General features: G+C 73.5%; 28 protein-coding genes and 2 pseudogenes. 17 read left to right on the plus strand and 13 right to left on the minus strand.

The genetic code is table 11. The annotated features are described in order from the left end of the window. Positions 1–227: 227 nt before the first annotated feature. From ACFW3D_RS12955 to ACFW3D_RS13000, 10 genes and pseudogenes are all read left to right on the plus strand, one after another. Positions 228–1,676 carry an MFS transporter gene (locus tag ACFW3D_RS12955; RefSeq protein ID WP_500504147.1) on the plus strand — a complete coding sequence of 483 codons (1,449 nt, stop codon included), beginning with the start codon at positions 228–230 and terminating at the stop codon, positions 1,674–1,676. Between the two features lie 90 nt (positions 1,677–1,766). Beyond that, positions 1,767–2,822: an aldo/keto reductase gene (locus ACFW3D_RS12960; protein WP_500504148.1), complete on the plus strand. Its 1,056-nt coding sequence runs from the start codon at positions 1,767–1,769 to the stop codon at positions 2,820–2,822. 146 nt (positions 2,823–2,968) lie between these two features. After that, positions 2,969–3,568: a molybdopterin-dependent oxidoreductase gene (locus ACFW3D_RS12965; RefSeq protein WP_500504149.1), complete on the plus strand. Its 600-nt coding sequence runs from the start codon at positions 2,969–2,971 to the stop codon at positions 3,566–3,568. Then, complete coding sequence (locus ACFW3D_RS12970) at positions 3,538–4,290, plus strand: ferredoxin reductase (protein WP_500504150.1); 753 nt, start codon at positions 3,538–3,540, stop codon at positions 4,288–4,290. Before ACFW3D_RS12965 ends, ACFW3D_RS12970 begins: the two co-directional genes overlap by 31 nt. 40 nt (positions 4,291–4,330) lie before the next feature. Then, positions 4,331–4,666, plus strand: coding sequence for a hypothetical protein (locus ACFW3D_RS12975; protein WP_500504151.1), 336 nt, complete (start codon positions 4,331–4,333; stop codon positions 4,664–4,666). A 153-nt stretch (positions 4,667–4,819) separates the two neighbouring features. After that, positions 4,820–5,125, plus strand: a complete 306-nt coding sequence (locus ACFW3D_RS12980) for a hypothetical protein (protein WP_500504152.1) — start codon at positions 4,820–4,822, stop codon at positions 5,123–5,125. 70 nt (positions 5,126–5,195) lie between these two features. Continuing rightward, a pseudogene (locus ACFW3D_RS12985) lies at positions 5,196–5,828 on the plus strand (ATP-binding protein); the annotation flags it as partial. A gap of 257 nt (positions 5,829–6,085) precedes the next feature. Beyond that, positions 6,086–6,529 (plus strand): annotated as a pseudogene (locus tag ACFW3D_RS12990) (ATP-binding cassette domain-containing protein); the annotation flags it as partial. Between the two features lie 44 nt (positions 6,530–6,573). Further along, positions 6,574–8,190, plus strand: coding sequence for an ABC-F family ATP-binding cassette domain-containing protein (locus ACFW3D_RS12995; protein ID WP_500504153.1), 1,617 nt, complete (start codon positions 6,574–6,576; stop codon positions 8,188–8,190). A gap of 104 nt (positions 8,191–8,294) precedes the next feature. Then, the gene (locus ACFW3D_RS13000; RefSeq protein ID WP_500504154.1) at positions 8,295–8,810 is read left to right on the plus strand and encodes a CGNR zinc finger domain-containing protein; all 516 of its coding nucleotides are present in this window, start codon (positions 8,295–8,297) and stop codon (positions 8,808–8,810) included. A gap of 93 nt (positions 8,811–8,903) precedes the next feature. Here ACFW3D_RS13000 and msrA read toward each other — a convergent pair whose 3' ends face one another. Next, positions 8,904–9,416 carry a peptide-methionine (S)-S-oxide reductase MsrA gene (gene msrA / locus ACFW3D_RS13005; protein ID WP_500504155.1) on the minus strand — a complete coding sequence of 171 codons (513 nt, stop codon included), beginning with the start codon at positions 9,414–9,416 and terminating at the stop codon, positions 8,904–8,906. Between the two features lies 1 nt (position 9,417). Continuing rightward, positions 9,418–9,885: a peptide-methionine (R)-S-oxide reductase MsrB gene (gene msrB, locus ACFW3D_RS13010; RefSeq protein ID WP_500504156.1), complete on the minus strand. Its 468-nt coding sequence runs from the start codon at positions 9,883–9,885 to the stop codon at positions 9,418–9,420. Between the two features lie 152 nt (positions 9,886–10,037). Here msrB and ACFW3D_RS13015 point away from each other — a divergent pair, with 152 nt between their 5' ends. Both ACFW3D_RS13015 and ACFW3D_RS13020 read left to right on the plus strand, forming a co-directional pair. Next, positions 10,038–10,718, plus strand: coding sequence for an RNA polymerase sigma factor (locus ACFW3D_RS13015; RefSeq protein ID WP_500504157.1), 681 nt, complete (start codon positions 10,038–10,040; stop codon positions 10,716–10,718). Next, a complete protein-coding gene (locus tag ACFW3D_RS13020) occupies positions 10,715–10,930 on the plus strand; it encodes a hypothetical protein (RefSeq protein ID WP_500504158.1) in 216 nt (71 codons plus the stop codon). Before ACFW3D_RS13015 ends, ACFW3D_RS13020 begins: the two co-directional genes overlap by 4 nt. A gap of 6 nt (positions 10,931–10,936) precedes the next feature. Here ACFW3D_RS13020 and ACFW3D_RS13025 read toward each other — a convergent pair whose 3' ends face one another. After that, on the minus strand, positions 10,937–11,863 hold the full coding sequence (locus ACFW3D_RS13025) for a pyridoxamine 5'-phosphate oxidase family protein (RefSeq protein WP_500504159.1): 927 nt from the start codon (positions 11,861–11,863) through the stop codon (positions 10,937–10,939). Between the two features lie 59 nt (positions 11,864–11,922). Further along, a complete protein-coding gene (locus tag ACFW3D_RS13030) occupies positions 11,923–12,795 on the minus strand; it encodes an alpha/beta fold hydrolase (RefSeq protein ID WP_500504160.1) in 873 nt (290 codons plus the stop codon). 218 nt (positions 12,796–13,013) lie between these two features. On the opposite strand from ACFW3D_RS13030, the gene ACFW3D_RS13035 reads away from it, so the two are divergent. Beyond that, positions 13,014–13,610 carry a GNAT family N-acetyltransferase gene (locus tag ACFW3D_RS13035; protein ID WP_500504161.1) on the plus strand — a complete coding sequence of 199 codons (597 nt, stop codon included), beginning with the start codon at positions 13,014–13,016 and terminating at the stop codon, positions 13,608–13,610. A gap of 115 nt (positions 13,611–13,725) precedes the next feature. Here ACFW3D_RS13035 and ACFW3D_RS13040 read toward each other — a convergent pair whose 3' ends face one another. Continuing rightward, positions 13,726–14,370, minus strand: coding sequence for an LAETG motif-containing sortase-dependent surface protein (locus tag ACFW3D_RS13040; RefSeq protein ID WP_500504162.1), 645 nt, complete (start codon positions 14,368–14,370; stop codon positions 13,726–13,728). Between the two features lie 167 nt (positions 14,371–14,537). On the opposite strand from ACFW3D_RS13040, the gene ACFW3D_RS13045 reads away from it, so the two are divergent. Further along, on the plus strand, positions 14,538–15,725 hold the full coding sequence (locus ACFW3D_RS13045; RefSeq protein WP_500504163.1) for a HEAT repeat domain-containing protein: 1,188 nt from the start codon (positions 14,538–14,540) through the stop codon (positions 15,723–15,725). Positions 15,726–15,748: 23 nt separating this feature from the next. On the opposite strand, the gene ACFW3D_RS13050 is transcribed toward ACFW3D_RS13045, so the two are convergent. From ACFW3D_RS13050 to ACFW3D_RS13080, 7 genes are all read right to left on the minus strand, one after another. Continuing rightward, entirely contained in the window at positions 15,749–16,147 is a 399-nt protein-coding gene (locus ACFW3D_RS13050; RefSeq protein ID WP_500504164.1) for a VOC family protein, read from the minus strand. Further along, a complete protein-coding gene (locus ACFW3D_RS13055; protein ID WP_500504165.1) occupies positions 16,144–16,464 on the minus strand; it encodes a hypothetical protein in 321 nt (106 codons plus the stop codon). Before ACFW3D_RS13055 ends, ACFW3D_RS13050 begins: the two co-directional genes overlap by 4 nt. A gap of 58 nt (positions 16,465–16,522) precedes the next feature. Next, positions 16,523–17,332 (minus strand): ABC transporter ATP-binding protein, encoded by an 810-nt coding sequence (locus ACFW3D_RS13060; protein WP_500504166.1) that lies wholly within the window; start codon positions 17,330–17,332, stop codon positions 16,523–16,525. Then, positions 17,329–18,459, minus strand: a complete 1,131-nt coding sequence (locus tag ACFW3D_RS13065) for a FecCD family ABC transporter permease (protein WP_500504167.1) — start codon at positions 18,457–18,459, stop codon at positions 17,329–17,331. The genes ACFW3D_RS13060 and ACFW3D_RS13065 overlap by 4 nt, the downstream gene beginning before the upstream one ends. Further along, complete coding sequence (locus tag ACFW3D_RS13070; protein WP_500504168.1) at positions 18,456–19,460, minus strand: FecCD family ABC transporter permease; 1,005 nt, start codon at positions 19,458–19,460, stop codon at positions 18,456–18,458. Before ACFW3D_RS13070 ends, ACFW3D_RS13065 begins: the two co-directional genes overlap by 4 nt. Positions 19,461–19,575: 115 nt before the next feature. After that, on the minus strand, positions 19,576–20,631 hold the full coding sequence (locus ACFW3D_RS13075; protein ID WP_500504169.1) for an ABC transporter substrate-binding protein: 1,056 nt from the start codon (positions 20,629–20,631) through the stop codon (positions 19,576–19,578). 103 nt (positions 20,632–20,734) lie between these two features. Then, complete coding sequence (locus tag ACFW3D_RS13080) at positions 20,735–21,469, minus strand: hypothetical protein (protein ID WP_500504171.1); 735 nt, start codon at positions 21,467–21,469, stop codon at positions 20,735–20,737. 181 nt (positions 21,470–21,650) lie between these two features. Here ACFW3D_RS13080 and ACFW3D_RS13085 point away from each other — a divergent pair, with 181 nt between their 5' ends. From ACFW3D_RS13085 to ACFW3D_RS13095, 3 genes are read left to right on the plus strand one after another with little or no spacing between them, the layout of a single operon-like run. Further along, on the plus strand, positions 21,651–22,100 hold the full coding sequence (locus ACFW3D_RS13085) for a MarR family winged helix-turn-helix transcriptional regulator (protein WP_500504173.1): 450 nt from the start codon (positions 21,651–21,653) through the stop codon (positions 22,098–22,100). Beyond that, positions 22,097–23,881 (plus strand): MFS transporter, encoded by a 1,785-nt coding sequence (locus tag ACFW3D_RS13090; protein WP_500504174.1) that lies wholly within the window; start codon positions 22,097–22,099, stop codon positions 23,879–23,881. The genes ACFW3D_RS13085 and ACFW3D_RS13090 overlap by 4 nt, the downstream gene beginning before the upstream one ends. Continuing rightward, on the plus strand, positions 23,857–24,417 hold the full coding sequence (locus ACFW3D_RS13095; RefSeq protein ID WP_500504176.1) for a cysteine hydrolase family protein: 561 nt from the start codon (positions 23,857–23,859) through the stop codon (positions 24,415–24,417). Before ACFW3D_RS13090 ends, ACFW3D_RS13095 begins: the two co-directional genes overlap by 25 nt. Here ACFW3D_RS13095 and ACFW3D_RS13100 read toward each other — a convergent pair. Then, entirely contained in the window at positions 24,398–25,198 is an 801-nt protein-coding gene (locus ACFW3D_RS13100; protein WP_500504178.1) for a hypothetical protein, read from the minus strand. The two genes, ACFW3D_RS13095 and ACFW3D_RS13100, sit on opposite strands and share 20 nt — an antisense overlap. Positions 25,199–25,206 lie beyond the last annotated feature (8 nt).

Consider the following 25,206-nt stretch of genomic DNA (forward strand, 5'->3'; position numbering starts at 1 on the left):
CACATAAGGAAACCGATCGGTTTACTTAAGCCCGGCGGACCCTCCTGCCGGTCCCGCCGTTCCAGCCCCCCTCGTCCTCGTCCCCGTCACGGGGACGAGGACCCCGTGTCCCCGCGCACGACCACGCTTCGCGCCGCAGCGCCGCGGCGACCCTCCGGTCTCCCCGCCGACCGGGCCGCCCGGCCCGTGTACGGCGCGACCGTGCCCCTTCCCCCGGAGACAGATCGATGACCCGTACCCCCTCGCGCCCCGCCGGCGGCACCGCCGTCGAGCGGGCGCCGGCCCCCGCCGGCCCGGCCGCCGAACGTCGCCCCCCGCGCCCGGGGCTCGTGCTCGCCGTCCTGGCGACCTCGGTGTTCCTCTCCGCCCTCGACGCCTTCGTCGTCAACGTCGCCCTGACCCCCATCGGCCACGGCGTCGGCGAGACCTCGCTGTCCCGGCTCAGCTGGGTCCTCAACGGGTACGCGATCGTGTACGCCGCGCTGCTCGTCCCGGCCGGGCGGCTGACCGACCGCTACGGGCGCAAGGCCGGATTCCTGCTGGGACTGGGCGTGTTCACCCTCGCCAGCCTCGGCGCCGCGCTCAGCGGCGAACTGTGGGTCCTGGTCGCCTTCCGCTTCCTGCAGGCTGCGGGTGCCGCCGTCCTCACCCCGGCCAGCCTCGGGCTCGTGCTGACCACGGCGCCGCCCGCGAAGGTCACCCGCTCCGTGCAGATCTGGGCGGCCAGCGGCTCGCTCGCCGCGGCGGCGGGGCCCGTGGTCGGCGGTCTGCTCGTCCAGCTGGCCTGGCAGTGGATCTTCCTGCTGAACCTGCCGATCGGCGCCGCGGCACTCGTCCTCGCGGTGCGGCTGCTGCCGGGCGGCCGGCCGGACACCGACGCCCGGCTGCCCGACCTCCTCGGCGGGGCGCTGCTGGTCCTGGCGATCGGCGCGCTCGCGCTGGGCCTTGTCCAGGGCCCGGAATGGGGGTGGGCGACCGCACCCACCGCCGGTGCCTTCGCCGTCGCCGCCGCGGCGCTCGTGGCCTGCCTCCTGCGCTCGGCCCGCCACCCCGTCCCCGTCGTCGACCTGAACCTGCTGCGCGACCGCGTCTTCGCCTCGGCGAACATCGCCGCCCTGCTGTTCTACGCCGCCTTCGGGCTCCAGTTGCTGGGGCTGACCCTGTGGCTGCAGCAGGTGTGGCACTGGTCGGCCATCGAGACCGGACTCGGCATCGCACCCGGCCCGGCCATGGTGTTCGCCGCCTCCGCCCTCGGGCGGCGGATCGGCCGGCGCGTGCCGGTGGGCACCGTCGCGGCGCTCGGCTCGGCACTGGTCGCCCTCGGTACCGCCTGGACGGCCCTCCACGCCGGAGGGCGCCTCGACTACGCCGTCGACATCCTGCCCGGCTGGCTGGTCGCCGGGGTCGGCGTCGGACTGGCCCTGCCCACGATGATCTCGTCGGCCACCGCGGGCCTGCCCAGGGAACGGGCGGCCACCGGCAGCGCCGTCGTCACCATGGCCGGTCAGGTCGGCACCGTGCTCGGCGTCAGCGGCCTGGTCGTCGTCCTGGCCGCCGCCGGCCCCCGGGACCCGGCGCACGCCTTCTCGCTCGCCTGGTGGATCTCGGCCGGCGTCGTGGCGCTGAGCGCGCTCGCCGCACTGGGCATCAGCCCCCGCACCGCCCGGCGGGGCTGACGCACCGCCGGCGGCCCCCCCCCCGCCCCCCGCAAACCCCCTTCCGTACCACCACCCCACGACAGCACCACCCCCTCAAGGAGAAACCTGATGCGTTACACGACCTTCGGACACCGGACCGGACTGCGCGTCTCCGAGTACGCCCTCGGCACCGGCAACTTCGGTACCCGCTGGGGCGCCGGCGCCGACCCGGACGAGTCCCGCCGGATGTTCGACAGGTTCGCCGAGGCCGGCGGCACCTTCGTGGACACCGCCGACAACTACCAGTTCGGCGAGTCGGAGGAACTGCTCGGCAGCTTCCTCGCCGCGGACCGCGACCACTTCGTGGTGGCCGGCAAGTACAGCGTCGGCGCCACCCCGCGCACGGACGTCTCCCGCAGCGGCAACGGCCGCAAGAACATGGTCCTGTCGCTCGAGGCGAGCCTGAAGCGCCTCGGCACCGACCACCTCGACCTGTTCTGGGTGCACTTCCCGGACGACCTGACGCCCGTCGAGGAGATCCTGCGCGGTCTGGACGACCTGGTGAGCTCCGGCAAGATCCTGCACGCCGCCCTGTCGAACTTCCCCGCCTGGCGGGTCGCCCGCGCCGTCACCCTCGCCGATCTGAGGAACTGGGCTCCCGTCGCTGGCATCCAGGTCGAGTACAGCCTCGTGGAACGGACCGCCGACCGCGAACTGCTTCCGATGGCCGAGAGCCTCGGGCTCGGCGCCGCCCTGTGGTCCCCGCTCGGCGGCGGCCTGCTCACCGGCAAGTACCGCGGCGGCGACGAGGGCCGGCTCAGCGACCTGAAGACGCTGATCCACACCGAGTCGTCCGCCCAGAAGACCGCGGTCGTCGACACCGTCCTGGCCGTCGCGAAGGAGACCGGGGCGACGCCGGCGCAGGTGTCCGTGGCCTGGCTCCGCGAGCGCGCCGCCCGCGCCGCCACCCCCTTCGTGCCGATCATCGGCCCGCGCAACAGCGCCCAGCTCGAGGACTACCTCGGCGCGCTCGACGTACGGCTCACCCCCGAGCAGTACACGCGCCTGAGCGAGGTCAGCGCCGTACCGCTCGGCGTCCCCCACGAGGCCACCGCCGGGGTGCTGGAGCGGCTGCGCGGCGGCGACGCCTCCGTGGTGGCCGAGCCGCCCCGCCCGGTCGCCTGAGCTCCCGCGGCGGCGCGGCCCCGGTCAGGACGACCGGGGCCGCGCCGTCCCGCGGGCTCCGGTGGACCGGATCCCCCCGGTCCGGGATGCTGGGGTTCCGCACCACGGGCGAGCCGGGGCGGCGAGCAGAGGAAGGACGGCGCGGCATGCCCATCATCTCGCGCGGATTCCACGGCCGGCGCCCCACGTCGGGCAACAAGCTCCCGCCGGGACAGTACGAGACCTTCGACTTCCCCGTCATGTCGGCCGGCCCCACCCCGCGGATCGTCCACGACGACTGGGAGTTCACCATCACCACCGAGGACGGCACCCGCCACCGGTGGAACTGGACGGAACTCATGGCCCTGCCCGCCGAGACCCCGACGGTCGACCTGCACTGCGTGACCAAGTGGTCGAAGTTCGGCACCCACTGGCGGGGCGTCTCCCTCGACACGCTGCTCGCCGACGTCGAGACCGCCGCCGAGTACGCGCTCGTCCACTCCTACGGCGGCTACACCACCAACCTGCCCCTGGAGGACCTCCTCGACGGGCAGGCGTGGATCGCCCACGAGTACGACGGAGACGCGCTCGCCCCCGAGCACGGCGGCCCCGCCCGGTTGCTGGTCCCGCACCTGTACCTGTGGAAGTCGGCGAAGTGGGTGCGCGGCATCCGGCTGCTCCTGGAGGACGAGCCGGGCTTCTGGGAGAGCGTCGGCTACCACGACTACGGAGACCCATGGCGCGAACAGCGGTACCAAGGCGACTAGGCGACCGCCTGCGCTGGCAGGCCGCCGAACTGGTGGAACGGCGCATCGAGTCCGTGGCGGCCCGGACCCTCGTGTTCGACGTGCCCGGCTGGCCGGGCCACCTGCCGGGTCAGCACGTGGACGTCCGGCTCACCGCGGAGGACGGCTACAGCACCCAGCGCAGCTACTCCCTGGCCTCCGCGGCCGACGGCGACCGGGTCGAACTGACCGTCCAGCGCGTCGAGGACGGCGAGGTCTCGCCCTACCTGACCGACGACCTCGCCGTCGGGGACGCCGTCGAGATCCGCGGCCCCGTCGGCGGCTGGTTCGTCTGGCACCCCGAGCAGACCGAACCGGTCCTGCTGGTCGGGGGCGGCTCCGGGCTCGTCCCGCTCATGGCGATGCTCCGCGGCCGCTCCGCGGCGGGCAGCCGCGCCCCGTTCCGGCTGCTGTACTCCGTGCGCACGCCCGAGGACCGGTTCTACGCGGCCGAACTGGACCGGGGCGCGCCCGGCCTCGACACGACGACCCTCTACACCCGCTCGGCACCGGACGGCGCTTCCCGCCCCGTGGGCCGGATCCAGGCACGTGACCTGGCCGAATGGGGCTGGCCCGCGGACTTTGAGCCCACTTGCTACGTGTGCGGCCCCACCGGCTTCGTCGAGACGGCCGCGGGACTGCTGGTGGCCCTGGGTCACCACCCGGACCGGATCCGCACCGAGCGCTTCGGTCCCAGCGGGTGACAGCCCCGCGTCACCGCACCGGAAGGAGACCACCCCGGCCATGACCGAGCGCTACGCCGCCCGCCTGATCGAGGTGCCCGACGAGGGCGTCCGCCTCCACCCGACGGAGGGCACGGCACCGCCAGAACAGCCCACCGAGGTCAACCTGCTCGGCATGGCCGTCGCCCTGGCCCTCGGCGCGGCGGGCTACGAGCACCACCCCACCCTGCGCGACCCCCGGCTGCAGACCCTGGAGGCGCTGCTCGCCGGCGAGGCCGTGATGCCCTGGCGCCCGCCCGCCGAGGAGGCTGGGACCGCCGCCTACGTCGAGTGCGAGCGGTCCGGCTCCGGTGTCTTCACCTGCGCGGTCCGGTACCGCCCCGCCGAGGGGGCCTGAACCGCCGGCGCCGGGGTGGTACCGGCGTTCCCAGGTTCACGGGGGCCGGGCCGACCTGCGATGGAGGGCGCCGCGCCCGCTGTTCCAAGGGATCGACGGGTGGTGGTCCGGACACGGCCGCCACGGAGACCGCGAACGAGGAGAGCAGAGCCGATGCTTGCCACCGTCGCCCCCGAGGACCGATGGTTCGTCGGATTGCGGTTCAGCACGGCCCGGGGTGCCGTGCGCAGCCACTACTACGTGGTCGGCGGGGCCGCCGACGCCGAGGACGCCGTGCGGACCGCGATGCTCCGTGCCGCGGACGCCCACGAGCGTGCGGCGCGGGAGAATGCCGCGTTCGACGGCGTCGAGGTGCGCCGGCTGCGCTGGAACCCCCTGGGCTGGGCCTACCTCAGCGCCCCGGACCGGGACACCGGAGCAGCGCAGCACCCGGGGCGCGGCGCCATGGCGGACCACTGAGCCTCGTCGGGACGGACGCAGGGAGCCCGCGGACCCGCGGCCCCGGCAGGAGGTACCTCCCGGTGCGGAGCTCGGCCAGGGCGCGCCCTACGAGACCGTGACGAAGCGGCTGCGGGCCGGGAGCCTGCTGACGCTGTACTCGGACGGAAGCACGCGGCGCCACCCCGCCGAGGCCGGGGAACGGCTCAGCCGGCTGCGCGAGGTGGCCGCCGATCCCGTGGCCGCCCCCGAGGAGGTGTGCGACCGGATCGTCTACAAGGTCCTGCGGGGCGCGACGCCGCAGGACGGCGCCGCCGTGCTGGTGGCCAGGACCCGGTCCATCGCCCCCGACCACATCTCGTGCTGGACCTTCCCGGCCGAGGCGCCCTCGGTCCGCGAGGCCCGCCGTGCCGCGCACGGCCGGCTGGCGGAGTGGGGGCTGGAGGACCACGCGCCGGTCATCGACCTGGCCGTCAGCGAACTCGCCACCAACGTCATCCGGCACGCGAAGGGCCCCATCCGGCTGCGGCTCATCCTGGACCGGGCACTGACCGTGGAGGTGCACGACGACGCCGACACCGCACCGCACCTGCGCCACGCCCGTCTGCAGGACGAGGGCGGACGCGGTCTCTTCCTGGTGGCCTCCCTCACACAGCACTGGGGCACGCGCTACGAGGAGACGGGCAAGACGATCTGGGCCGAGCAGGAGCTGACGCACGCCTGAGGCGGGCGGCCGCGCAGGCGGGCCGGACCGGCCCGCCGGGGCGGCTGGTAGGGTGACGCGCATTTCCGAATCGGGAACCAAGGGAGTCCGAACGTGGCGGGTGACGACGACATCTCCGGGTGATACCGGGTGTCCTCGGCCATGGGCGGGCGCGCACGACGCGCCGACGCCGTGGCCGTTCCGTCATGCCTTCCCACTCTTCCTTTCCCGCGCGGCGGCCCCCTGGCCGTGCGCGGCGACCTCCCGAGGGCCCACCCGTGTCCGACGCGTACGTCATCTGTTCCCACCTGTCCTTCTCCCGGCCTGACGACACCCCCGTCTTCGAGCATCTGTCCTTCATCGGCGGCGGCCGGACCGGTCCCGTCGCGCCGAACGGCGCCGGCAGGAGCACCCTCCTCGAGCTGATCGCGGGGGAGTGCCGGCCGCGCGGCGGCACCGTCACCGCCGACGGGACGCCGGGCCACCCGCCGCAGAGCCTGCCGCCGGCCGCAGACCTCACCGTGGCCGGGGCCATGGGGGTCGCCGACGTGATCCGCGCGATCGACGCCATCGAGTCGGGGGACACCGCCGAGGAGCCCTTCGCCACCATCGGCGACTTCCGGGACATCGAGGAACGCACCCGCGTCGAGCCGGCCCGGCCCGGCCCCGGGGACGTCTCCGCCGTCCGGCCGCCGCGCCCCCCGAGCGGCGGGCAGATCGTCCCCCGTACCGCCCCGGCCGCCGACCCCTTCGCATGGTGATCCCCGTGACCCAGCCCGCCCTGTCCGCGCATGACCTCGTCCGCACCTTCGGCGGCCGACGTGTGCTCGACGGCTTCTCCCTCACCGCCGCCCCCGGGCACCGGATCGGTCTCGTCGGCGAGAACGGCGCCGGCAAGTCGACCCTCCTCGAACTGCTGGCCGGGGTGGCCGAGCCCGACTCCGGAACCGTGGTCCGCCCGCCCGACCTGGGCTTTCTGCGTCAGGAGCTGCCCTTTTCCGGCAGCTCGACCGTCGGCGACGTCCTCGACGACGCCCTGCGCGAGGCGCGCCGTCTCCTGGCCGAGCTCGACCGGCTCGCCGCCGCCCTCGCCGAAACCCCGCAGGACGCTCCCGCCCAGGGCGAACTGCTCGACGCGTACGCGGAAGCGCTCGACACCGCACGGACCCAAGAGGTCTGGGACGCCGACCGCCGCGCCGACATCGTGCTCGCCGGACTCGGCCTCGGGGACGTCCCGCGCGACCGCGCGCTGTCACGGTTGTCCGGCGGCCGGCGCGGCCGCCTCGCGCTCGCCGCTCTCCTGGTGCGGCGGCCCACCGCGCTCCTGCTCGACGAGCCGACGAACCACCTGGACGACGCGGCCGCGGCCTTCCTGGAGGAGCAACTGCGCGGCCTGCCGGGTGCCGTGGTGGTCGCGAGCCACGACCGGGCCTTCCTCGACGCCGTCTGCACCGATGTGATCGACCTCGACCCGGCGGCGGACGGCCCGACCCGCCACGGCGGCAACTACAGCGCCTACCTGAAGGAGAAGCACGCCGAACGGGCCCGCTGGCAGCGGCGCTTCGACGCCGAGCAGGAGGAACTCGCCGAACTGCGCCGCTCGGTGGACGCCACCGCGCACCGGGTGGCGCACGACCGGCCGAAACGCGACAACGAGAAGATGGGGTACGGCCACTCCGGCGGCCGTGTGCAGCAGCAGATCTCCCGGCGCGTGCGCAACGCCGCCCGCAGGCTTGGTGAACTGGAGCGCGACCAGGTCGCCCGGCCGCCGGAGCCGCTGCGGTTCCGTGCCGCCGCGCTCGCCGCCCGGTCCGCCGAGGGCGTCCTGCTGGCGCTGCGCGAGGTCCGTGTGCCCGGCAGGCTCACCCTGGACCGCCTCGACGTGCCGGCGGCCGACCGGCTGCTGGTCACCGGGGTGAACGGGGCGGGGAAGTCCACCCTCCTCGCGGTGCTCGCCGGGCGGCTGGCGGCCACGGGCAGCGTGCTCCGCAGGGAGGGCCTGACCGTCGGCCTGCTCACCCAGGACACGGTCTTCGAGCTGCCGGACCGCACGGCGCGGGAGACCTACGCGTCGTCGCTCGGCGCGGAGCGCGCGGAGGCGGTGCCGCTGGCCGGCCTCGGCCTGCTGGGCGCGCCGGAGCTGGACCGGCCGGTCGGGCGGCTGTCCGTGGGGCAGCGGCGCCGCCTCGCCCTGGCCCTGCTGGTGGCCGACCCGCCCGAGCTGCTGCTGCTCGACGAGCCCACCAACCACCTCTCGCCACGGCTCGCCGACGAACTGGAGGAGGCGCTCGGCCCGGGGCCGGGCGCGATCGTCGTCGCCAGTCACGACCGGCGGCTCCGCTCCCGCTGGAGCGGCCGCGAACTGCGGCTGGAGACCTCGTGAGCGCAGGGGCGCCCGCCGTACCCGCCGCGCCCACCGGGCCCGCACCTGGAGGTGTAACCTTCAAACACGCAATGGAGGGTTACCCGGGAATGGGAGCGCCGAGCATGACGGCCGACACGACGGACGACGACTTCCTGCTGGAGCTGCTCAACACGACCCCGGTCGTCGACGGGACCCCGATGGACTCCCTGGCCGACCCGGAGGCCGGCCGCCGCTGGCTGCGCGCCCACGGCGGAGCAGGGACGACGCAGGAGCTGCGCCACCTCCTGGCGGCACGCGACGTGCTGCAGCGCGTGACGCGCGGGGACGGGGCGCCCGCCGACCTTCAGAAACTGCTCACCGGGGTCGCCCGGCTGCCCCGGGTGACCGGGCACGGCATCGACTGGGTGCTGGAGGCGCCCGCGGACCGCCTGCCGGCCGTCCGGGCCGTCACGGGCTGGGGCAAGCTGCAGGAGAGCAGGCCCGGACGGCTGCGGCCCTGCGCCAATGACGACTGCCGGCTGTTCCTGCTCGACCGCAGCAAGGCCAACACCGCCCGCTGGTGCTCCATGGCCGCCTGCGGCAACCGTATGAAGGCCCGGCGCCACCACCGGCGCGCCCGCGACGCGGCCGCGGGCTGACGCAGGACGGCGGCCCGGGACCGCGCGGGTCCCGGGCCGCCGTGGGCCGCCACGCCGCCCGAGCCCGTCACCAGGGCGGCGCGACGGGGCCGGTCAGCCCTTCGTCCGGGCGGGCAGCCGCCAGTTCGGGCGCGGGAAGTGGCAGGTGTACCCCTCGGGGTAGCGCTCCAGGTAGTCCTGGTGCTCCGGCTCGGCCTCCCAGAAGGGCCCGACGGGCTCCACCTCGGTGACGGTCTTGCCGGGCCACAGGCCCGAGGCGTCGACGTCGGCGATGGTGTCCTCCGCGACGCGCTTCTGCTCGTCGTCCACGTAGTAGATCGCCGAGCGGTAGCTCATGCCGATGTCATTGCCCTGGCGGTTCCGCGTCGACGGGTCGTGGATCTGGAAGAAGAACTCCAGCAGCGCCCGGTAGTCCGTCTTCTCGGGGTCGAAGAGGATCTCGATCGCCTCGGCGTGGGTGCCGTGGTTGCGGTAGGTGGCGTTGGGCACGTCGCCGCCCGTGTAGCCGACGCGGGTCGCGACGACGCCGGGCTGCTTGCGGATCAGGTCCTGCATGCCCCAGAAGCAGCCGCCCGCGAGTACGGCCCTCTGTGTCTGTCCTGCCATGTCAATCCTCCGAATCGGTCCTGTCACCATTGTCGAACAACCCGAGGTAGGCCCCGTAACCTTCCCGCTCCAGGTCATCGGCGTGGACGAAGCGCAGCGAGGCGGAATTGATGCAGTACCGCAGGCCGCCGGTCTGCCGGGGGCCGTCGGGGAAGACGTGTCCCAGGTGGCTGTCGCCCGCCGCCGAGCGGACCTCGGTGGCCAGCAGGCCGTACCCCGGGTCCGGCCGCTCCACGACGGTGCTCCGGTCCAGCGGCCGGGTGAAGCTCGGCCACCCGCTGCGGCTGTCGTACTTGTCGACCGAGGCGAACAGCGGCTCTCCCGAGACCACGTCGACGTAGATCCCGGGCTCCTTGTTGTCCAGGTAGGCGCCCGTGAAGGGGCGCTCGGTGCCGTTCTCCTGTGTCACGCGGTACTGCTCCGGTGACAGTCGCGAGACGGCCTCCGGGTTCCTGCGGTAGCCGGTCACGGTCCCTCCTTGCTCGCGGCTCTCTCTTTTCCGTACGCCCATTGGTGACGGGGAACGCGCGGGTCTTACCTCCCGGGAGCGACCGGTTCTCCGCGGGGGCGCGGGGAGCCGCGGTGGAGGTGGGGGCGGGCGGCCGCGTCTAGGATCACGGCATGGGTTCCGCACAGAACGACGGCCTGGCCGGCGACGGGGGCCGCCGGGGCGGCCGGTCCATGGACGCGGAGTCCGCGCAGTGGGTGCGGGCGCTGTCGGCGGACGGCGAGGCGTACGAGGAGGCGACCGGCCGGCTGCACGCGCTGCTGCTGCGGATCGCGTACGCGGAGCTGAACCGGCGCGGCTCGCGGCACGGCATCACCGGGCCGGAACTGGACGACATCGCCCACCAGGCCGCGGCCGACGCCCTGCTGTCGATCACCCGGAAGATCGGCGAATTCCGCGGCGACAGCCGCTTCACGACCTGGGCGTACAAGTTCGTCATGCACGAGGTGTCGAGCAAGCTCGGCCGGCACTTCTGGCGGACGGCCGGCGTGCGGCTCGACCCCGAGGCGTGGGAGCGGCTGCCCGACCGGCTCGGCGTCGACCCCGTGCGGCAGAGCGAGGCCCGTGAGCTCGTCGACGCCCTGCGCGAGGCCGTCGACGAGGAGCTCACCGAACGCCAGCGCCGGGTGTTCACCGCGCTCGCGGTGAACGGCGTGGACGCCGACACGCTCGCCGCGGAGCTCGGGACGAACCGCAACGCGCTCTACAAGACGATGTTCGACGCACGGCGTAAGCTCCGTGCCCGGCTCGCAGCCAATGGACATCTGCCCCTGACGACAGCGAGGCGCTCATGAAAGAATGGCAGGGCCTTGACGACCTCCTGCGCAGCGATCCCCTGGACCCCGGCTGCGACGCCGCGCTCGATCTGATGGACGTCTACCTGGAGCTGTTCCTGGCGGACGCGGCACCGGAGCGGCGCTACCCCGGTGTCGCGGTCCACCTGCGCGGCTGCCCGGCCTGCGAGGAGGACTTCCGCGGGCTGCTGGCCGCGGTGACCGGGGGCTGACCGCGGTCAGCCGGTGAGCGGCGGGTTCAGCCGGTACGGCAGGACCCCCTCCCCCCGGACGGGGACCTGCCCGGTGGCCACGTGCCGCGGCGTGAAGCGGACCCGGCGGCCCGTGCCGCCGTCGTCGCCGGGGACACCGGGCGCGGTCCAGTCGACGACGGCGGTGCCGGACAGCTGCAGCGTCGTCCCGGTGGCGAAGTCGACGAAGAGCAGAGCCGCGGCGGGGTCGCTCGCCAGGTTGCCGAGGCTGTTGAACATGTTGTTGCCGGCGTAGTCCGGCCACCACAGGCTGCCGTCCTCCGCGACCCTGACGAAGCCGGGCGGGCCGCCCCGGTGGGAGACGTCGGCACCCCGCTCGGGGTGCGCGGTACCGAGGAAGAAGGTGTCGGCCCGGCCCACCATTGCCGCCTGCGCCGCGCCGAGCCGGTCGGCGGGCCGTGCGCCGGCCGCGGGTGCGTCCTCGCCGCCGGGGCCGTCCGCCGGTGCGGGGCCGAGCAGGCGCTGCTGGATGAACTGGGGGCAGTTTCCGTACGCCTGGTCGACGGCGAGCTCAAAGCCGGCGTCGTCGGCCGCGGCGAGGGTGCCGTTGAGACGCAGCCGGCGGCGGACCGCGAAGTCGATCACGATCAGGGCCGCGGCCCCGCCGACGGGGAGCCCGGCCAGCGGGTCGCCCGCACGAGGGCGGGCCGCGACCCGTACGGCGTCACCCCGGGTGGAGAGGAAGCCGGGGGCTCCCGTGAGCGGGGAGACCCACAGGCGCCCGTCCTCGTCGTGTGCGCCGAGTGCGGCCAGGTCGCGGTCGGCGAGGAAGGGGGCCACGCCGCCGAGGCGCGGCGGGCCGAGCATGCCCCGCAGCCGCGCGGCCTCGTGCGCGACGCCGGCACGTCGCTGGACGGCGAGTTCTCCCTCATGGAAGCCGGTGTGGTGGGTCATGGTCCTCGCAATCGTCGTACGGCGGCGTGGTGGACGCGGGGTGCGGGAGGTGCGCGGGCTCAGTGCGGCAGCCCGGCCCTGTCGAGGAAGCCCAGGATCAGCTCCGCGACGGGCTCGACGTGGGTCTCCAGGAGGAAGTGGCCCCCGTCGAGGAGGTGCACCTCCGAGCGCTGGGCGTCCTTGGCGAACGCCCGGGCGCCGTCGGGTCCGAAGATGGGGTCGTTCTCGCCCCAGACCGCGAGCACGGGCACGGGGTGGGTGCGCAGGTACTCGTGCAGGCGCGGGTAGAGCGGGAAGTTCGTGGCGTAGTCGCGGAAGAGCGTGAGCTGCACGAGGTCGTTGCCGGGCCGCGAGACCAGCTGGAAGTCGTGGTGCCACGTGTCGGGGCTGACGGTCGTCCCGTCCGCCACTCCGGTGACGTACTGCCACTTGATGCCCTCGAGGCTCAGCGCCATGCGGACGCCCGCCTCGGTCTCGGGGGTCTGCTCGCGCTGGTAGGCGCGGACGTCGTCCCAGAACTCCTCGACGAGTCCGGCCTCGTAGCCGTTGCCGTTCTGGGTGACGATCGCGGTGACGGCGCCGGGGTCGCCAAGCGCGAGGCGCCAGCCGACCGGCGCGCCGTAGTCCTGGACGTAGAGCGCGTAGCGCGTGACGCCGAGGCGGTCGAGCAGGCCCCTGGTGAGGTCGGCGAGGGCGTCGAAGGAGTACGTGAACTCGTCGGTGCCGGGGGCGTCGGAGAACCCGAAGCCGAGGTGGTCCGGCGCGATGACGCGGTAGCGGCCGGCGAGCCGCGGGATCAGCTCGCGGAACATGAACGAGCTGGTCGGGAAGCCGTGGAGGAGCACGATGACGGGGGCGTCCGCCGGGCCCGCCTCCCGGTAGAAGAGCCGGTGTCCCTGGACCTCTGCGTAGCGGTGGTGCACGGTGACCATGTCTAACCCCTTCGGATCGCTTCGATGGTTACATGCAAACAGGATCGAGGTAACCTGTCAAGCCAGTGATGGGGGTTAGGTCACCGCTGGACCGGCGAGAGAACGGAGGGGTGCGGGAAGTCACGGCGGCCTCCTGGTGTTGTGCATGGTCACAGGGGACTTCGGGCGCCCGCCGTACGTACGGCCGGCGGAGCCCGCGACAGGGACGGAAGACGCAGATGACTGGTACGGCCACGGCACAGCGCGCGAAGGGCAACGAGGAAACCCGGATCGTCACCCCCCGGCTCGTCCTGAGGCCGTGGCGCACCGATGACGCGGAAGCGGCGCTCGCCGTCTACGGGACGGACGACGTGACCCGCTGGCTGGCGCCGGCGATGACCCGGCAGCCCGACGTGACGTCCATGCGGGAGCTTCTGCGCTCCTGGCAGGACGGCGGTGCCGACCTGGAGCGGCCGGCCGGCCGCTGGGCGATCGAACTGCGCGAGACCGGTGAACTCGTTGGCGGAGCGGCCGTGCTGCCGCTCCCGCCGTACGGCGTGGACCTCGAGATCGGCTGGCAGCTCGCCCAGCCGTTCTGGGGCAGGGGCCTGGCCGGTGAGGCCGGACGCGCGCTGGCGCAGTACGCCTTCGCGTCGGGCGTCGACGAACTCTTCGCCGTGGTCCGCCCGCGGAACGACCGCGGCGCCGCCACCGCCCGCAGCGTCGGCATGGAATGGGTCGGGGAGACCGAGAAGTACTACGACCTGCGGCTTCAGGTGTACCGGCTGCGCAAGGGGGAGTTCGAGGCCTCCGCCGCGCCGGGGCCCGTGGGCTGAGGCGGGGCGCGCGCCCTGCGGGGCGCAAAAAGCCGGGTGCCGGACCGTACGGAGCACGGTCCGGCACCCTTGTGTCATGCACGGCGCGTCACCGCGCCGCCGTCAGCGACCTGGGTCAGTGACGGGCTGCGGCGCGACGCTTGCGGTTCGCGAAGAGCAGACCGCCGCCGGCGAGCAGCGCGACGGCCGCACCGCCCGCGAGCAGCGGGGTGGAGCTGGAGGCACCGGTCTCGGCGAGGTCGCCGGCCGGGGACTCGTCGGTGGAGGGGGTCGAGGGCGCAGCGGAGGGGGCCGTGCCGGCCGACTCGCTGGGCGCCTCGCTCGGCTTCGGAGACTCGGTGGTCTTCGTCTCCGTCGGGGTGGGGGTCGGGGTGGGCGTGGGCGTGGTGTCGCCCGAACCCTCGCAGACCGGGGAGGTCGTGTCGTCCTTGAACGAGTACTTCTCGCCGTCACCGGCCACCACGTCGATGTGCAGCTGCACAGGAGCGGTGTGCGCGGGGATGTCGATGGTCTGCTCGAACGAGGTGTCGAACTCCGTGGTCGGCAGCAGGTCCTTGCCGTCCGCGGTGATCGTCACGGTGTTCTTGACGTTGCCGTTGTACGCCTTCAGGTGGACTTCCACCTTGGAGCAGTCAGCGCTCCAGCGAGGCGTGTGGGCGGACGCCGGGGTGGCGCACAGGCCGAGACCGATGATGCCGGTCGCGGCCGCTGCTATCAGGGTGCCGGGGCGGGCCCAGGCACGGCGGGGGGATGCGGTCACAAGTTCTCCAGGCTGTCGCTAAATCCGATGCCAATGGCAGCCGCAATCTACTCCCCCTCTTCACACGGCTCACTGCCGCCCCACAGCTAACGTGGAAACGCGGGCGAAAGAGCCGGATTCGCCTGATGTGCACGGCCGTTGTCGGACCCCTGCTGAAGACTGCCGTCATGTCCGCGAACGACGCCACCGCACACCTGCCCGAACCCGCCGTCCTGTTGACGGCCACCGACTGGGCCGCCCTCTCCCACGCCTACGGGCCCGCCGACGGCACCCCGGACGACCTGCTCGGCCTGCTGCACGACGACCCGGAGGTGCAGGCGGAGTCGCTCGGCCGGCTGGAGATGTCCGTCCTGCACCAGGGGTCGCTGTACTCCGCCACCCCGCCGGCCGCGCTGTTCATCGCGGGCATCCTCGACGACCCCCGCACACTCGCCGTCCACGAGGCCTTCTTCCCCTGGGACGACCGGGTCCGGCCGTTGCGCGCCGCGCTCCTGGAATGGCTGGGCGAACTCGCCGACTCCGCGGCGTACGAGGGTGACCAGGACGACGATGACGACGATGACGACGAGGGCGACGAGAGCGAGGACGGCGTCGGTGACGACGAGTGGGCCGAGGAGATCGCCGCGATCGAGGCGTGCCGTGCCGTCCGGCCGCAGCTGTTCGACGCGGTCGCGCCCTGGCTTGACGACGCGGACCCCACCGTCAGGGAGGCCGCCCTCGGCGCGGTGACGCATCTGCTCCGGGCACCCGAACTCGCCGACCGCATACCGGCCGCGGCCGAACGCCTGGAGCGGATCGCCGGGGGCGACGGCGACCGCCGCGAACGGGCGGGCGCCCTCCTGGCGCTGGGTGCCTGGGGCCGTGACACCGGCGGCCTCCTGACGGACCCTGACCCGGCGGTGCGCGCCTGCGCCGCCCTGGGCACCACCGGCCCCGGTGCCGTGGCCGCCCTGCTCGACGCGCTCGGCGACCCCGCGGCCGCCGACGCGTGGTTCGGCGAGCCGCTGCCCCAGTTCGACGGCTGGTTCCGCTTCACCCTGCTCCGCGGACTGCTCGACCGCGCCCGGGACTTCGAGGAGGTCCTCCCGGCCGCCCTCGCGCTGGTCCCGATGTTCAGCCAGTACACCGTCGACAGCGAGTGGGGCCCGCTCCTCGCCTCCGCCTTTCCCACTCCGTACGCCCCCGGCCGGCCGCTGACGGACGCCCAGCGCGCCTTCCTGCAGGCCCTGGCCGACCGGGAGGAGTGCTGGGGCAACATCGCCAACCGCGTCTCCTGGCTGCGGTCCGCGGGACTCCCCACGGAGCGCGACCCGCTGCGAGACCTCCTCGCGGCCGCGCCGGCCGGCACGGGCTGAGGGCGCCGGCCGGGCGTCCCCGATCAGCCGCCGTCGCGCAGGTAGCTCGCGCGTCCGTCGTCGTCGAGCTCGAACGGCCCCTCGGGGACGACGCAGAACTCGTTCCCCTCGGGGTCGGCCATGACCAGGAACCCGCCCTCCGCGTACGCGTCGAGCACCTGCCCGCCCAGCGCCTCGATCCGCGCCCGCTCCGCGGCAGGATCGGGCGAGGCCACGTCGAAGTGGACGCGGTTCTTACCGGACTTGGGCTCGTCCGTCCGCTGGAAGCCCAGGCCCGGCCCCTCGCCGCGCGCGAGCCAGACGTACGGGCCGATCCGTGCCACGACCGAGCGCCCCAGGAGCTCGCCCCAGAACGCCGCCAGCCGCTCCGGATCGGCACAGTCGACGACGAGGTCCTTGACGCTCAGATGGGTTCCGCTCATGATCCGATGCTCCCGGACAGCGCCGCCACGAACTCCGCCAGGCCGGCGGCAAGCGGCGGCCCCTCCCGGGGGAGGAAACGCCGGTAGTGGTCGGCGACGAGGCGGCGCAGTTCCGCCTCGGCCGGTGCCGCGCCGGTGAGTGCGAGGGCGACCCGATGGGGTTCGCCCGTCATGCGCAGGGGGCGGGCGTGCGCGTCGAAGCCACAGGTGAACTCCTCCGGCAGTTCCCAGTAGGCCTCGGCGTGGGCGACGTCCCTGAGGACGTACATGTGGAGGTCGTCGTCGAAGAGGATCACGGGGCCCGCCGGTGCGTTCACCCGGGCAGTATGGCGGAGTCCGGCGGCCTCCGCCGTGCCGCGTTCGGCGGGGGAGGGGTCAGCCGGTGGCCACGGGCTGCCAGGGGACCCCGGGGACGACGAGGGGACTGCCCGTGACCGGGTCGGGGACGATGACGGACGTGAGGCCGAAGACCTCGTGGACCAGTTCCGCCGTGACGATGTCGCGGGGCGGGCCCTGGGCGACGATCCGGCCGGCCTTCATGGCGATGAGGTGGTCGGCGTAGCGGGCGGCCTGGTTGAGGTCGTGGAGCACGGCGACGACCGTGCGGCCGCGCCCGTGGTTCAGGCGGCGGACCAGGTCCAGCACCTCCACCTGGTGGGCGATGTCGAGGTACGTGGTCGGCTCGTCCAGCAGGAGCAGGTCGGTCTCCTGCGCGAGGGCCATGGCGATCCACACCCGCTGGCGCTGCCCGCCGGACAGCTCGTCGACCGGCCGGTCCGCGAGATCGGCGGTGCCGGTGTGCTCCAGGGCCTCGGCGACGGCGCGTTCGTCGGCCTCGGACCACTGCTGCCACCACTTCTGGTGCGGCTGGCGCCCGCGCGCCACGAGGTCGGCGACGGTGATGCCGTCCGGCGGTGTGGGGCTCTGCGGGAGTACGCCGACGGTACGGGCGATCTGCCGGCCTGGGATGCGGGCGAGCTCGGTGCCGTCCAGCAGGACCGTGCCGGAGCGCGGCTTGAGCAGCCGGCCCAGCGCGCGCAGCAGCGTGGACTTGCCGCAGGCGTTGGGGCCGACGATGACGGTGACCCGGCCGTCCGGGATCTCCAGGTCCAGGCCGTCGACGACGGTGCGGTCCTCGTACGCCAGGGTCAGTTCCCGGGCGGTGAGTCGGCTGGTTCGGCTCATGAGGTGGTGCCTCCGGAACGGCTGCGGGTGCGGGCGATCAGCCACATCAGGTACGGGGCGCCCACCGCTGCGGTGAGGACGCCGACGGGGAGTTCGACGGGGGAGAAAAGGCGCCGGGCCAGCAGGTCCGCGACGACGACCACGAGCGCGCCGGTCAGCGCCGAGGACAGCAGCGGGACCTGCGCGGTACGGGTCAGCCGCCGGGCGATCTGCGGTGCGAGGAGCGCGACGAAGTCGACCGGTCCGGTCGCTCCCGTCGCCACCGACGCCAGGACGATGCCGAGCGCGGTCAGGCCGAGCCGTATCCGGTCCAGCCGGATGCCGAGGGACACGGCGGTGTCGTCGTCGAAGGACGCCCCGCGCTGGGCCCTGGCCGCCCACAGCATCGCGGGGACCGCTATGAGCAGCACCGTCACCAGAGGCGCGGCCTGGTCGTAGCCGCGACTGTTGAGCGAGCCCGTCAGCCAGACCTTGGCCTGCTGCGCGACGAGGAAGTCGCCCTTGGTGAGGAAGAGTTGGGTCAGCGAGCCCAGGGCGACCGAGACGCCGATCCCGACGAGGACGAAGCGCGACGCGTGCAGCCCGCGGCGCCAGGCGAAGACGTAGACCAGCAGCGCGGCCGCGAGCCCGCCCCCGATCGAGACGTACGGGAGCGCGGTGTGCGAGGCGAGGCCGAAGCTCATCGCGGCGACCGTCGCGGCGCCCGCGCCGTGGGTCACGCCGATGACGTCGGGGCTGGCCAGCGGGTTGCGCGCGACGGTCTGGACCAGCGCCCCGGCGACGCCGAAGGCGAGACCGGCGAGCAGGCCCAGGACCAGCCGCGGCAGCCGCAGGGTGCCGACGACGAGTTGGTCGGGGCTGGGCCGGCCGAGGAGGACGTTGACGACCTCCACCGGGGAGACGAAGGACTCGCCGACGCAGAGGTAGACCACGACGGCCGCCGCCAGCAGCACGGCGAGCGCGGCGGCGACGAGCACGGCCCTGCGGTGGACGAGGAAGCTGCCGCGCCCGCGGCGCACCACGGTGTGGCCCGCCGGGCGCACCGAGCGGGCGGCGGTCGGGGCGGTGGGGGCGGTGGGCGGCGGGACGGTCGGCCCGGTGATCTGCGTGGTCTTCGTGCGGCTCATGCGGCGACCACCGTCCGGCGCCGCACCAGCGCGATGAGGAAGGGCACGCCGAGCAGGGCGGTCATGACGGCCACCGGCACCTCCGAGGGCGGGAAGACGATACGGCCGAGCACGTCGGAGGCGAGGATCATCACCGGCCCGAGGAGGGCGGCCACCGGCAGCACCCAGCGGTGCGCCGCACCGACCAGGGCCCGGGCGATGTGCGGAACGGCCAGGCCCGTGAAGGCGATCGGGCCGACGGCGGCCACGGCGGCGCCGGTCAGCACGGTCGCCCCGACCGCGCCCAGGACGCGCAGCAGCGCCACGTTGTGGCCGAGGCCCTTGGCCGCGTCGTCGCCGAGCGCCAGCGCGTCCAGGCCCCGGGCCATGGCCGCGACCAGCAGCAGCCCGGCGGCCACGAACGGCCAGATCTGGCCGATGACGTCGCTGCCGCGGCCGCTGATCGAGCCGACCTGCCAGAACCGGAACTCGTCCAGCGCGTGGGCGTCCGTCGTGACGATCCCGGAGACCACCGAGGCGAGGAAGGCGTTCATCGCGGCGCCCGCCAGCGCGAGCTTCACGGGGGAGGCGCCGCGGTAGCCGCCCGCGGCGACGGCGTAGACGGCGACGGCGGCGACCGCCGCACCCACGAAGGCGAACCAGACGTACCCGGTGAGCGTGTGCACGCCGAGGAACGCGATCGCGCACACCACCCCGACGGACGCGCCCTGGCTGACGCCCAGGATGCCGGGTTCGGCGATGGGGTTGCGGGTGATGCCCTGCATCACGGTCCCGGCCACGGCGAGGGCGGCGCCGGCCAGCACGCCGATGACGGTGCGCGGCACGCGCAGCGCCCGCACCACCTGGGCGTCGTCACTGCTGCCGCCGTGCAGCAGGGCCTGGACCACCTCGCCGGGGGCGATCTGACGGCTGCCGACGGCCAGGCTCAGCAGGACGGCGATCAGCAGCATCGCCGCGCACCCCACCAGCCAGGCGATACGGCGACGGGTCGGTCGCGCCATGCGCCGCGCTCACTCTCTCTTTCCGGGTCGGGTGTCGTACGCGCGCCGGGCGCCGACGGGCACGACGGCCCGCCGGCGCCCGGCACACGGCTCTGGAACGGCCTGCCTCGACGGCTCAGGCCGTGAGGTGCTTCTCCAGGTCGTCGAGGACCGCGTTGGCCGCGGTGACCCCGAGGCCGAGGTACCAGGTCTCGTCCGGGACGTCGAAGGCGTGGCCGTCCTTGACCGCCTTCAGGTTCTTCCACAGCGGGTTGCCCTGGGCCTTGGACTTGTCGGTGGCCTTGGGGTCGCCGTAGACGCCGGTGAAGATGTAGTCGGCGTCGGCCTGGTCGATGTTCTCGGCGCTGATCTCGGCGGCCAGGTCCTCGATGTCCTGGTTCTTCGGCCGCGGGATGCCGACGTCCTTGAGGATGGTGCCGATGAAGGAGTCGTTCGCGTAGAGGCGGATCTTGCCCTCGGGCATGTAGCGCACCATCGACACGCTCGGCTTGTCGGCGCCCAGCTTCGTGCCGAGGCCGGCCGCCTTCTTCGCGTAGGCGTCCAGGTTCGCCTTGGCCTGCGCGGTCTTGTCCAGCGCGGCGGCGTTGAGGAGGTAGTTCTCCTTCCACGTGAAGCCGGGGCGGATGGAGAAGACGGTCGGCGCGATCTGCGACAGCTCGTCGTAGGAGTCGGCGGCGCGCAGCTGGCTGCCCAGGATCAGGTCCGGCTTGAGCGCGGCGATCGCCTCGAGGTTGAGGCTGTTGATGGTGCCGATGTTCGCGGGCTTGCCCGCCTCGCCCTTGAGGTAGGACGGGAGCTCCGGCGAACCCTCGGTGGGCGCGAGGCCGACCGGCTTGACGCCGAGCGAGACGACGTTGTCGAGCTCGCCCACGTCCAGGACGACGACGCGCTTCGGCTGCGCCTTGAGGACGGTGCTGCCCATGGCGTGCGTGATGGTGCGCGGCCACTCGCCCGGCTTGGCGGTGGTGCCCATCGCGGCCGTCTTCTCCGCGGCGTCCCCGAAGTCCTTGCCGCCCTGTGCGACGGACTTGGAGTCCTTGGAACCGGCGGTCGCGGAGGCGGCTGCGCTGCCCTCCTTCCCGTTGCTGCTGGACCCGCCGCAGGCCGCGAGGGACAGCGCGGCGGCGATGGCGACAGCGACGGCGGCTGTGCCGCGGCGCCGAAGAGACATGTGGAGACTCCTGTACGTGGTTCACCTTTGAAGTATTAGGCGAGCCTAACCTTATGCGTTGCCTGTGGGTCCTCCGCAATCGGGGGGTCCCCGTGCGTTCCGGTCACCCCCGCTTGAACTGCACGGGGCCCCGGTCCATGACGATCGTTCCGTCCGTGTGCAGGACGGGACGGCTCTCGGACCAGCGCCGGCTGTAGCGCTCGACGTGCTGGATGCCCACTCCTCGCGGATCCGTGAAGTCGATGAAGGCGATGGCGACCCAGTAGGCGAAGCTGTTCTCCTCGTACAGCGGAACCGTCACCGTGGAGCCGCGGCCGTCGGTGACCACCGCACGGGCGCCGTAGCTCCGGAAACTGCCCGTGCCGTTGGACACGGCGCTGTAAGCGCAGATCAGCGCGTATCCCTGCTCCGAGGCGCGCCGGATGCGGATGGTCTCGGTGCCGGGCTCGCGGGAGTCGCCGTCGAGCCGGATGAACGGCGCCTGGTCCAGGGCCCCGAGGTCCTTCCAGAACACGGCGTGCCCGGTGTCGACGCGCGCGGCGAGCTCGGCGCCGTGTGCCTTTCTCGCCTCCCGGGCGGCACGGTTGAGCATCCCGCCGGGCGGACGCTCGAAGACGTGACCCGGTGGCAGTTCCGCCCCGCGGACGGCCTCGGTGGCCGGGACGAAGAGCGCGTAGAGGTCCAGGTCCGCGCCTTGGCTCCGGCGTGCGTCGCTGCCGCCGTCCCATTCGAGGGACGCCACGATGGTCAGTTCCGGGTCCTTCTTCTCCAGGGGGATGGTCGCCCTTGATCCCTTGTCCAGGCTGACCCGGCCGATGGGCTGCTTGCTGAGGTCCATGACTCTCCCTGTCGCACGGTTCCGCGGTGACGTCCTACAGAGACTGGCGCAGAAGGGCCCCGGCGTCACCGGGATCGAAGATCGCGGTCCGGCGGGGCCGTGCGGCGGGAGCCGTCTCTTGGCCTGGTTTTGACCGGAGCCGGAAAGTTACATCAGATTGATCAATCTACTGTTACTGAATATGGATGCGAAGGCACTCGAAGCCGGTGACCCGACCGAGGTCGGGGCCGCGTTGCGGCTGAGCGTGGGGCGGATCGCGCGGCGGTTGCGGCAGGCGCACGCCGTGGGGGACGTCACGCTGTCGGAGGTGTCGGTGATCGCGCGGCTGGACCGGGACGGCCCGGATTCGCCGGGCGCGCTCGCCGAGCTGGAGCGGGTGCGCCCGCAGGCGATGGCGACGACGCTTGCCGCGCTGGAGGAACGCGGGCTGGTGAGCCGCCGCCCCGACGCCCACGACGGGCGGCGCGTCGTGATGACGGTGACGGAAGCGGGGCGCAAGGTGCTCGCGGACCGGCGGTCGGAGTCGGTGCAGCGGCTGGCCGCCGTGCTGGACGGGGAGTTCACCGCGGAGGAGCGACGCCGGCTGGTCGACGCGCTGCCGCTGCTCGACAGGCTGGCGGAGGAGCTGTGACCGCCGCGCAGGTGGACGGCGGCGACCGCTACAAGTGGGTGGCGCTGTCGAACACGACGCTCGGCGTGCTGATCGCGACCATCGACGCCTCGATCGTGATCATCTCGCTGCCTGCCATCTTCCGCGGCATCGGCCTGGACCCGCTCGCCCCCGGCAACATCGGCTACCTGCTCTGGATGATCCTCGGCTACCTGCTGGTCTCCGCCGTCCTCGTGGTCGTGCTCGGCCGCCTCGGCGACATGTTCGGCCGCGTCCGCATGTACAACATGGGCTTCGCGATCTTCGCCGGCGCGTCGCTCGCGCTCTCCCTCGACCCGCTGCGGGGCGGGGGCGGCGCCCTGTGGCTCATCGGCTTCCGGATCGTGCAGGCCGTCGGCGGGTCGATGCTGACCGCCAACTCGGCGGCCATCCTCACCGACGCCTTCCCCACCCGGCAGCGCGGCATGGCGCTCGGCATCAACCAGATCACCGCGCTCGCGGGCCAGTTCCTCGGGCTGATCGCGGGCGGCCTGCTGGCCACCGTCGACTGGCGCGCCGTGTTCTGGATCAGCGTGCCCATCGGCATCGTCGGCACCGTCTGGTCCTACCGCAGCCTGCGGGAGACCGGCGCGCGGAAGCCGGGACGCATCGACTGGATCGGCAACCTCACCTTCACCGCCGGGGCCGGCGGCCTGCTCGCCGCCATCACGTACGGCATCCAGCCCTACGGCGGCCACCCCACGGGCTGGACCAACCCCTGGGTGCTGGGCGGCCTGGCGGCGGGCGTGCTGCTGCTCGTGGTGTTCTGCGTTGCGGAGACCCGGGTCGCGGAGCCGATGTTCCAGCTCGCGCTGTTCCGCGTCAGGGCCTTCGCCGCCGGGAACCTCGCGGCGCTGCTCACCGCGATCGCCCGCGGCGGCCTGCAGTTCACCCTCATCATCTGGCTGCAGGGCATCTGGCTGCCGCTGCGCGGCTACGACTTCGAGCAGACGCCCCTGTGGGCCGGCATCTTCATGCTGCCGCTGACCGTGGGCTTCCTGGTGGCGGGACCGCTGTCGGGGCATCTGTCGGACCGCTTCGGCGCCCGGCTGTTCTCCACCACCGGACTGGTACTGGTGGCCGCCTCGTTCGTCGGCCTGCTCGCGCTCCCGGTCGACTTCCCGTACCCCGCCTTCGCGGCAATGCTGCTGGTGAGCGGAATCGGGCAGGGCATGTTCTCGGCCCCCAACACCTCCGCGATCATGGGCAGCGTCGCACCCGAACAGCGCGGTGTCGCCTCCGGCATGCGCTCCACCTTCCAGAACTCCGGGACCGCGCTCTCCATCGGCCTGTGCTTCTCGCTGATGATCGCCGGGCTCGCCGGTTCGCTGCCGCAGACGCTGGAGAGCGGCCTGCGGGCGAACGGCGTGCCCGCCGGCACGGCCGAGCAGGTCGCCGGACTGCCGCCGGTGAGCACCCTGTTCGCCACCTTCCTGGGCGACAACCCCATCGGCCATCTGCTCGGGCCCAGCGGGGTCCTCGCCACCCTGCCCGAGCACCAGGTGCACATCCTCACCGGCACGGGCTTCTTCCCCGCGCTCGTCTCCGGCCCCTTCCACCACGGACTCGTCACCGTCTTCGGGGCGGCCACCGTCATGGCCCTGATCGCCGCGCTCGCCTCGGCATTGCGCGGCCGCCGCGACACCCCCGCGGCGCGCCGTCCCGGTGACGGCCCGAACGACCCGAGCGACACGAACGGCACGAACAGCAAGAACGGCACGAACAAAGGACAGCAAGAATGGCGCACAGCGCACTCCTCGTGATGGACGTCCAGCGGGCCATCACGGACCGCTTCACCGGGGACGACGGCCACCTGCCCCGGCTGCGTGACGCGATCGACGCCGCGCGCGCCGCGGACGTCCCCGTCCTCTACGTCGTCATCGGGTTCCGCGCCGGGCACCCGGAGGTCAGCGCCCGGAACAGGACCTTCGGCGCGCTCGCCCTGGGCGGCGGCTTCGCCGAGGGCGACCCGGGCGCCGAGATCCACCCCGACGTGGCGCCCGCGCCCGGCGACGTGGTCGTCACCAAGAAGCGCGTCAGCGCCTTCGCGGGCAGCGACCTCGACATGGTCCTGCGGGCGCGCGGCGTCGACAGCCTCGTGCTCACCGGAATCGCCACCTCCGGCGTGGTCCTGTCCACGCTGCGTCAGGCCGCCGACCTCGACTACGGACTGACCGTCCTGTCCGACGGATGCCTGGACTCCGACCCCGAGGTGCACCGCGTCCTCACGGAGAAGGTGTTCCCCCGGCAGGCGGACGTCGTCACCGTCGAGGAATGGGTCAAGTCGATCGCGCACTGATCCCCGTGGACGGCTCCCCGTGCCCGCCGAGGGCGCGGGCGAGCCGTTCCCCCTGGGCGGCGGTCACGCCGAGGCCCGGCAACGGCACCCGGCCCGGCAATCCATCGCCCTCCCCGGCACGCGGAGTGCCGCCGCTGAGCGGCGAGCCCCACGCCGGGTCGTGCCAGGCCCCGTCCCCCGGCCCGTCGATGAGGCAGCGGGCCGTGAGCGCCGCCGTCTCCTGCGGCGCCCCGACCGCGGTGAGCGCGGAGGCGATCCGCGGAACGGCCTCGGTCGCGTTCCGCCGGCCGTCGGTGAGCACGGGCAGCAGGAGCAGCAGCCGGGCGGCGGGGCCGTACAGGCCCCCTTCCGGCCCGGAGTCCGGTCCGGACTCCGGCCCGCGATCCGGCACGGAGTCCGCGACGTGCACCAGTTGGCGCCACCGCAACCCGGGGCCGCGGCGGTCGCCGTCGAACGAGAGCAGGGTCTCCGCCCCGGCCCAGCCGGGATGGGTGAGAAGGAAGTCCAGCCCGGGGTCGTCGGCGAAGTTCCGGAAGACCGCGACGGCGCTGTGCCCGTCCCGGAACGGCACCCGCAGGACGGGCCAGGCCCGCTCGTCGTACAGCACCTCCGCCAGGGCGTCGGTGTCGGCGCCGTCGTCCCCGAACCACTGCGGCTCGGGGCGCTCGCCGTCCGGCCCGGCCTGGCACCACCCCAGGAGGTGGTTCGCCCAGAAGCCGGGCCGGTCCACCAGCGGCTCACCGGCCGTCAGAGGTCCGTGGTCGTAGCCGTTGATCAGCACGCCGCACA

The sequence above is a fragment of the Streptomyces sp. NPDC058864 genome (assembly GCF_042742985.1).
Lineage (GTDB): Bacteria > Actinomycetota > Actinomycetes > Streptomycetales > Streptomycetaceae > Actinacidiphila.

Bases quoted from the DNA above. Each gene is read 5' to 3' on its own strand.
- ACFW3D_RS12955 (WP_500504147.1), top strand. From the start codon at position 228: ATGACCCGTACCCCCTCGCGCCCCGCCGGCGGCACCGCCGTCGAGCGG.
- ACFW3D_RS12960 (WP_500504148.1), top strand. From the start codon at position 1,767: ATGCGTTACACGACCTTCGGACACCGGACCGGACTGCGCGTCTCCGAG.
- ACFW3D_RS12965 (WP_500504149.1), top strand. From the start codon at position 2,969: ATGCCCATCATCTCGCGCGGATTCCACGGCCGGCGCCCCACGTCGGGC.
- ACFW3D_RS12970 (WP_500504150.1), top strand. From the start codon at position 3,538: ATGGCGCGAACAGCGGTACCAAGGCGACTAGGCGACCGCCTGCGCTGG.
- ACFW3D_RS12975 (WP_500504151.1), top strand. From the start codon at position 4,331: ATGACCGAGCGCTACGCCGCCCGCCTGATCGAGGTGCCCGACGAGGGC.
- ACFW3D_RS12980 (WP_500504152.1), top strand. From the start codon at position 4,820: ATGCTTGCCACCGTCGCCCCCGAGGACCGATGGTTCGTCGGATTGCGG.
- ACFW3D_RS13000 (WP_500504154.1), top strand. From the start codon at position 8,295: ATGACGGCCGACACGACGGACGACGACTTCCTGCTGGAGCTGCTCAAC.
- msrA (WP_500504155.1), bottom strand. From the start codon at position 9,416: ATGGCAGGACAGACACAGAGGGCCGTACTCGCGGGCGGCTGCTTCTGG.
- ACFW3D_RS13015 (WP_500504157.1), top strand. From the start codon at position 10,038: ATGGGTTCCGCACAGAACGACGGCCTGGCCGGCGACGGGGGCCGCCGG.
- ACFW3D_RS13020 (WP_500504158.1), top strand. From the start codon at position 10,715: ATGAAAGAATGGCAGGGCCTTGACGACCTCCTGCGCAGCGATCCCCTG.
- ACFW3D_RS13025 (WP_500504159.1), bottom strand. From the start codon at position 11,863: ATGACCCACCACACCGGCTTCCATGAGGGAGAACTCGCCGTCCAGCGA.
- ACFW3D_RS13030 (WP_500504160.1), bottom strand. From the start codon at position 12,795: ATGGTCACCGTGCACCACCGCTACGCAGAGGTCCAGGGACACCGGCTC.
- ACFW3D_RS13035 (WP_500504161.1), top strand. From the start codon at position 13,014: ATGACTGGTACGGCCACGGCACAGCGCGCGAAGGGCAACGAGGAAACC.
- ACFW3D_RS13045 (WP_500504163.1), top strand. From the start codon at position 14,538: ATGTCCGCGAACGACGCCACCGCACACCTGCCCGAACCCGCCGTCCTG.
- ACFW3D_RS13050 (WP_500504164.1), bottom strand. From the start codon at position 16,147: ATGAGCGGAACCCATCTGAGCGTCAAGGACCTCGTCGTCGACTGTGCC.
- ACFW3D_RS13060 (WP_500504166.1), bottom strand. From the start codon at position 17,332: ATGAGCCGAACCAGCCGACTCACCGCCCGGGAACTGACCCTGGCGTAC.
- ACFW3D_RS13065 (WP_500504167.1), bottom strand. From the start codon at position 18,459: ATGAGCCGCACGAAGACCACGCAGATCACCGGGCCGACCGTCCCGCCG.
- ACFW3D_RS13070 (WP_500504168.1), bottom strand. From the start codon at position 19,460: ATGGCGCGACCGACCCGTCGCCGTATCGCCTGGCTGGTGGGGTGCGCG.
- ACFW3D_RS13075 (WP_500504169.1), bottom strand. From the start codon at position 20,631: ATGTCTCTTCGGCGCCGCGGCACAGCCGCCGTCGCTGTCGCCATCGCC.
- ACFW3D_RS13080 (WP_500504171.1), bottom strand. From the start codon at position 21,469: ATGGACCTCAGCAAGCAGCCCATCGGCCGGGTCAGCCTGGACAAGGGA.
- ACFW3D_RS13085 (WP_500504173.1), top strand. From the start codon at position 21,651: ATGGATGCGAAGGCACTCGAAGCCGGTGACCCGACCGAGGTCGGGGCC.
- ACFW3D_RS13095 (WP_500504176.1), top strand. From the start codon at position 23,857: ATGGCGCACAGCGCACTCCTCGTGATGGACGTCCAGCGGGCCATCACG.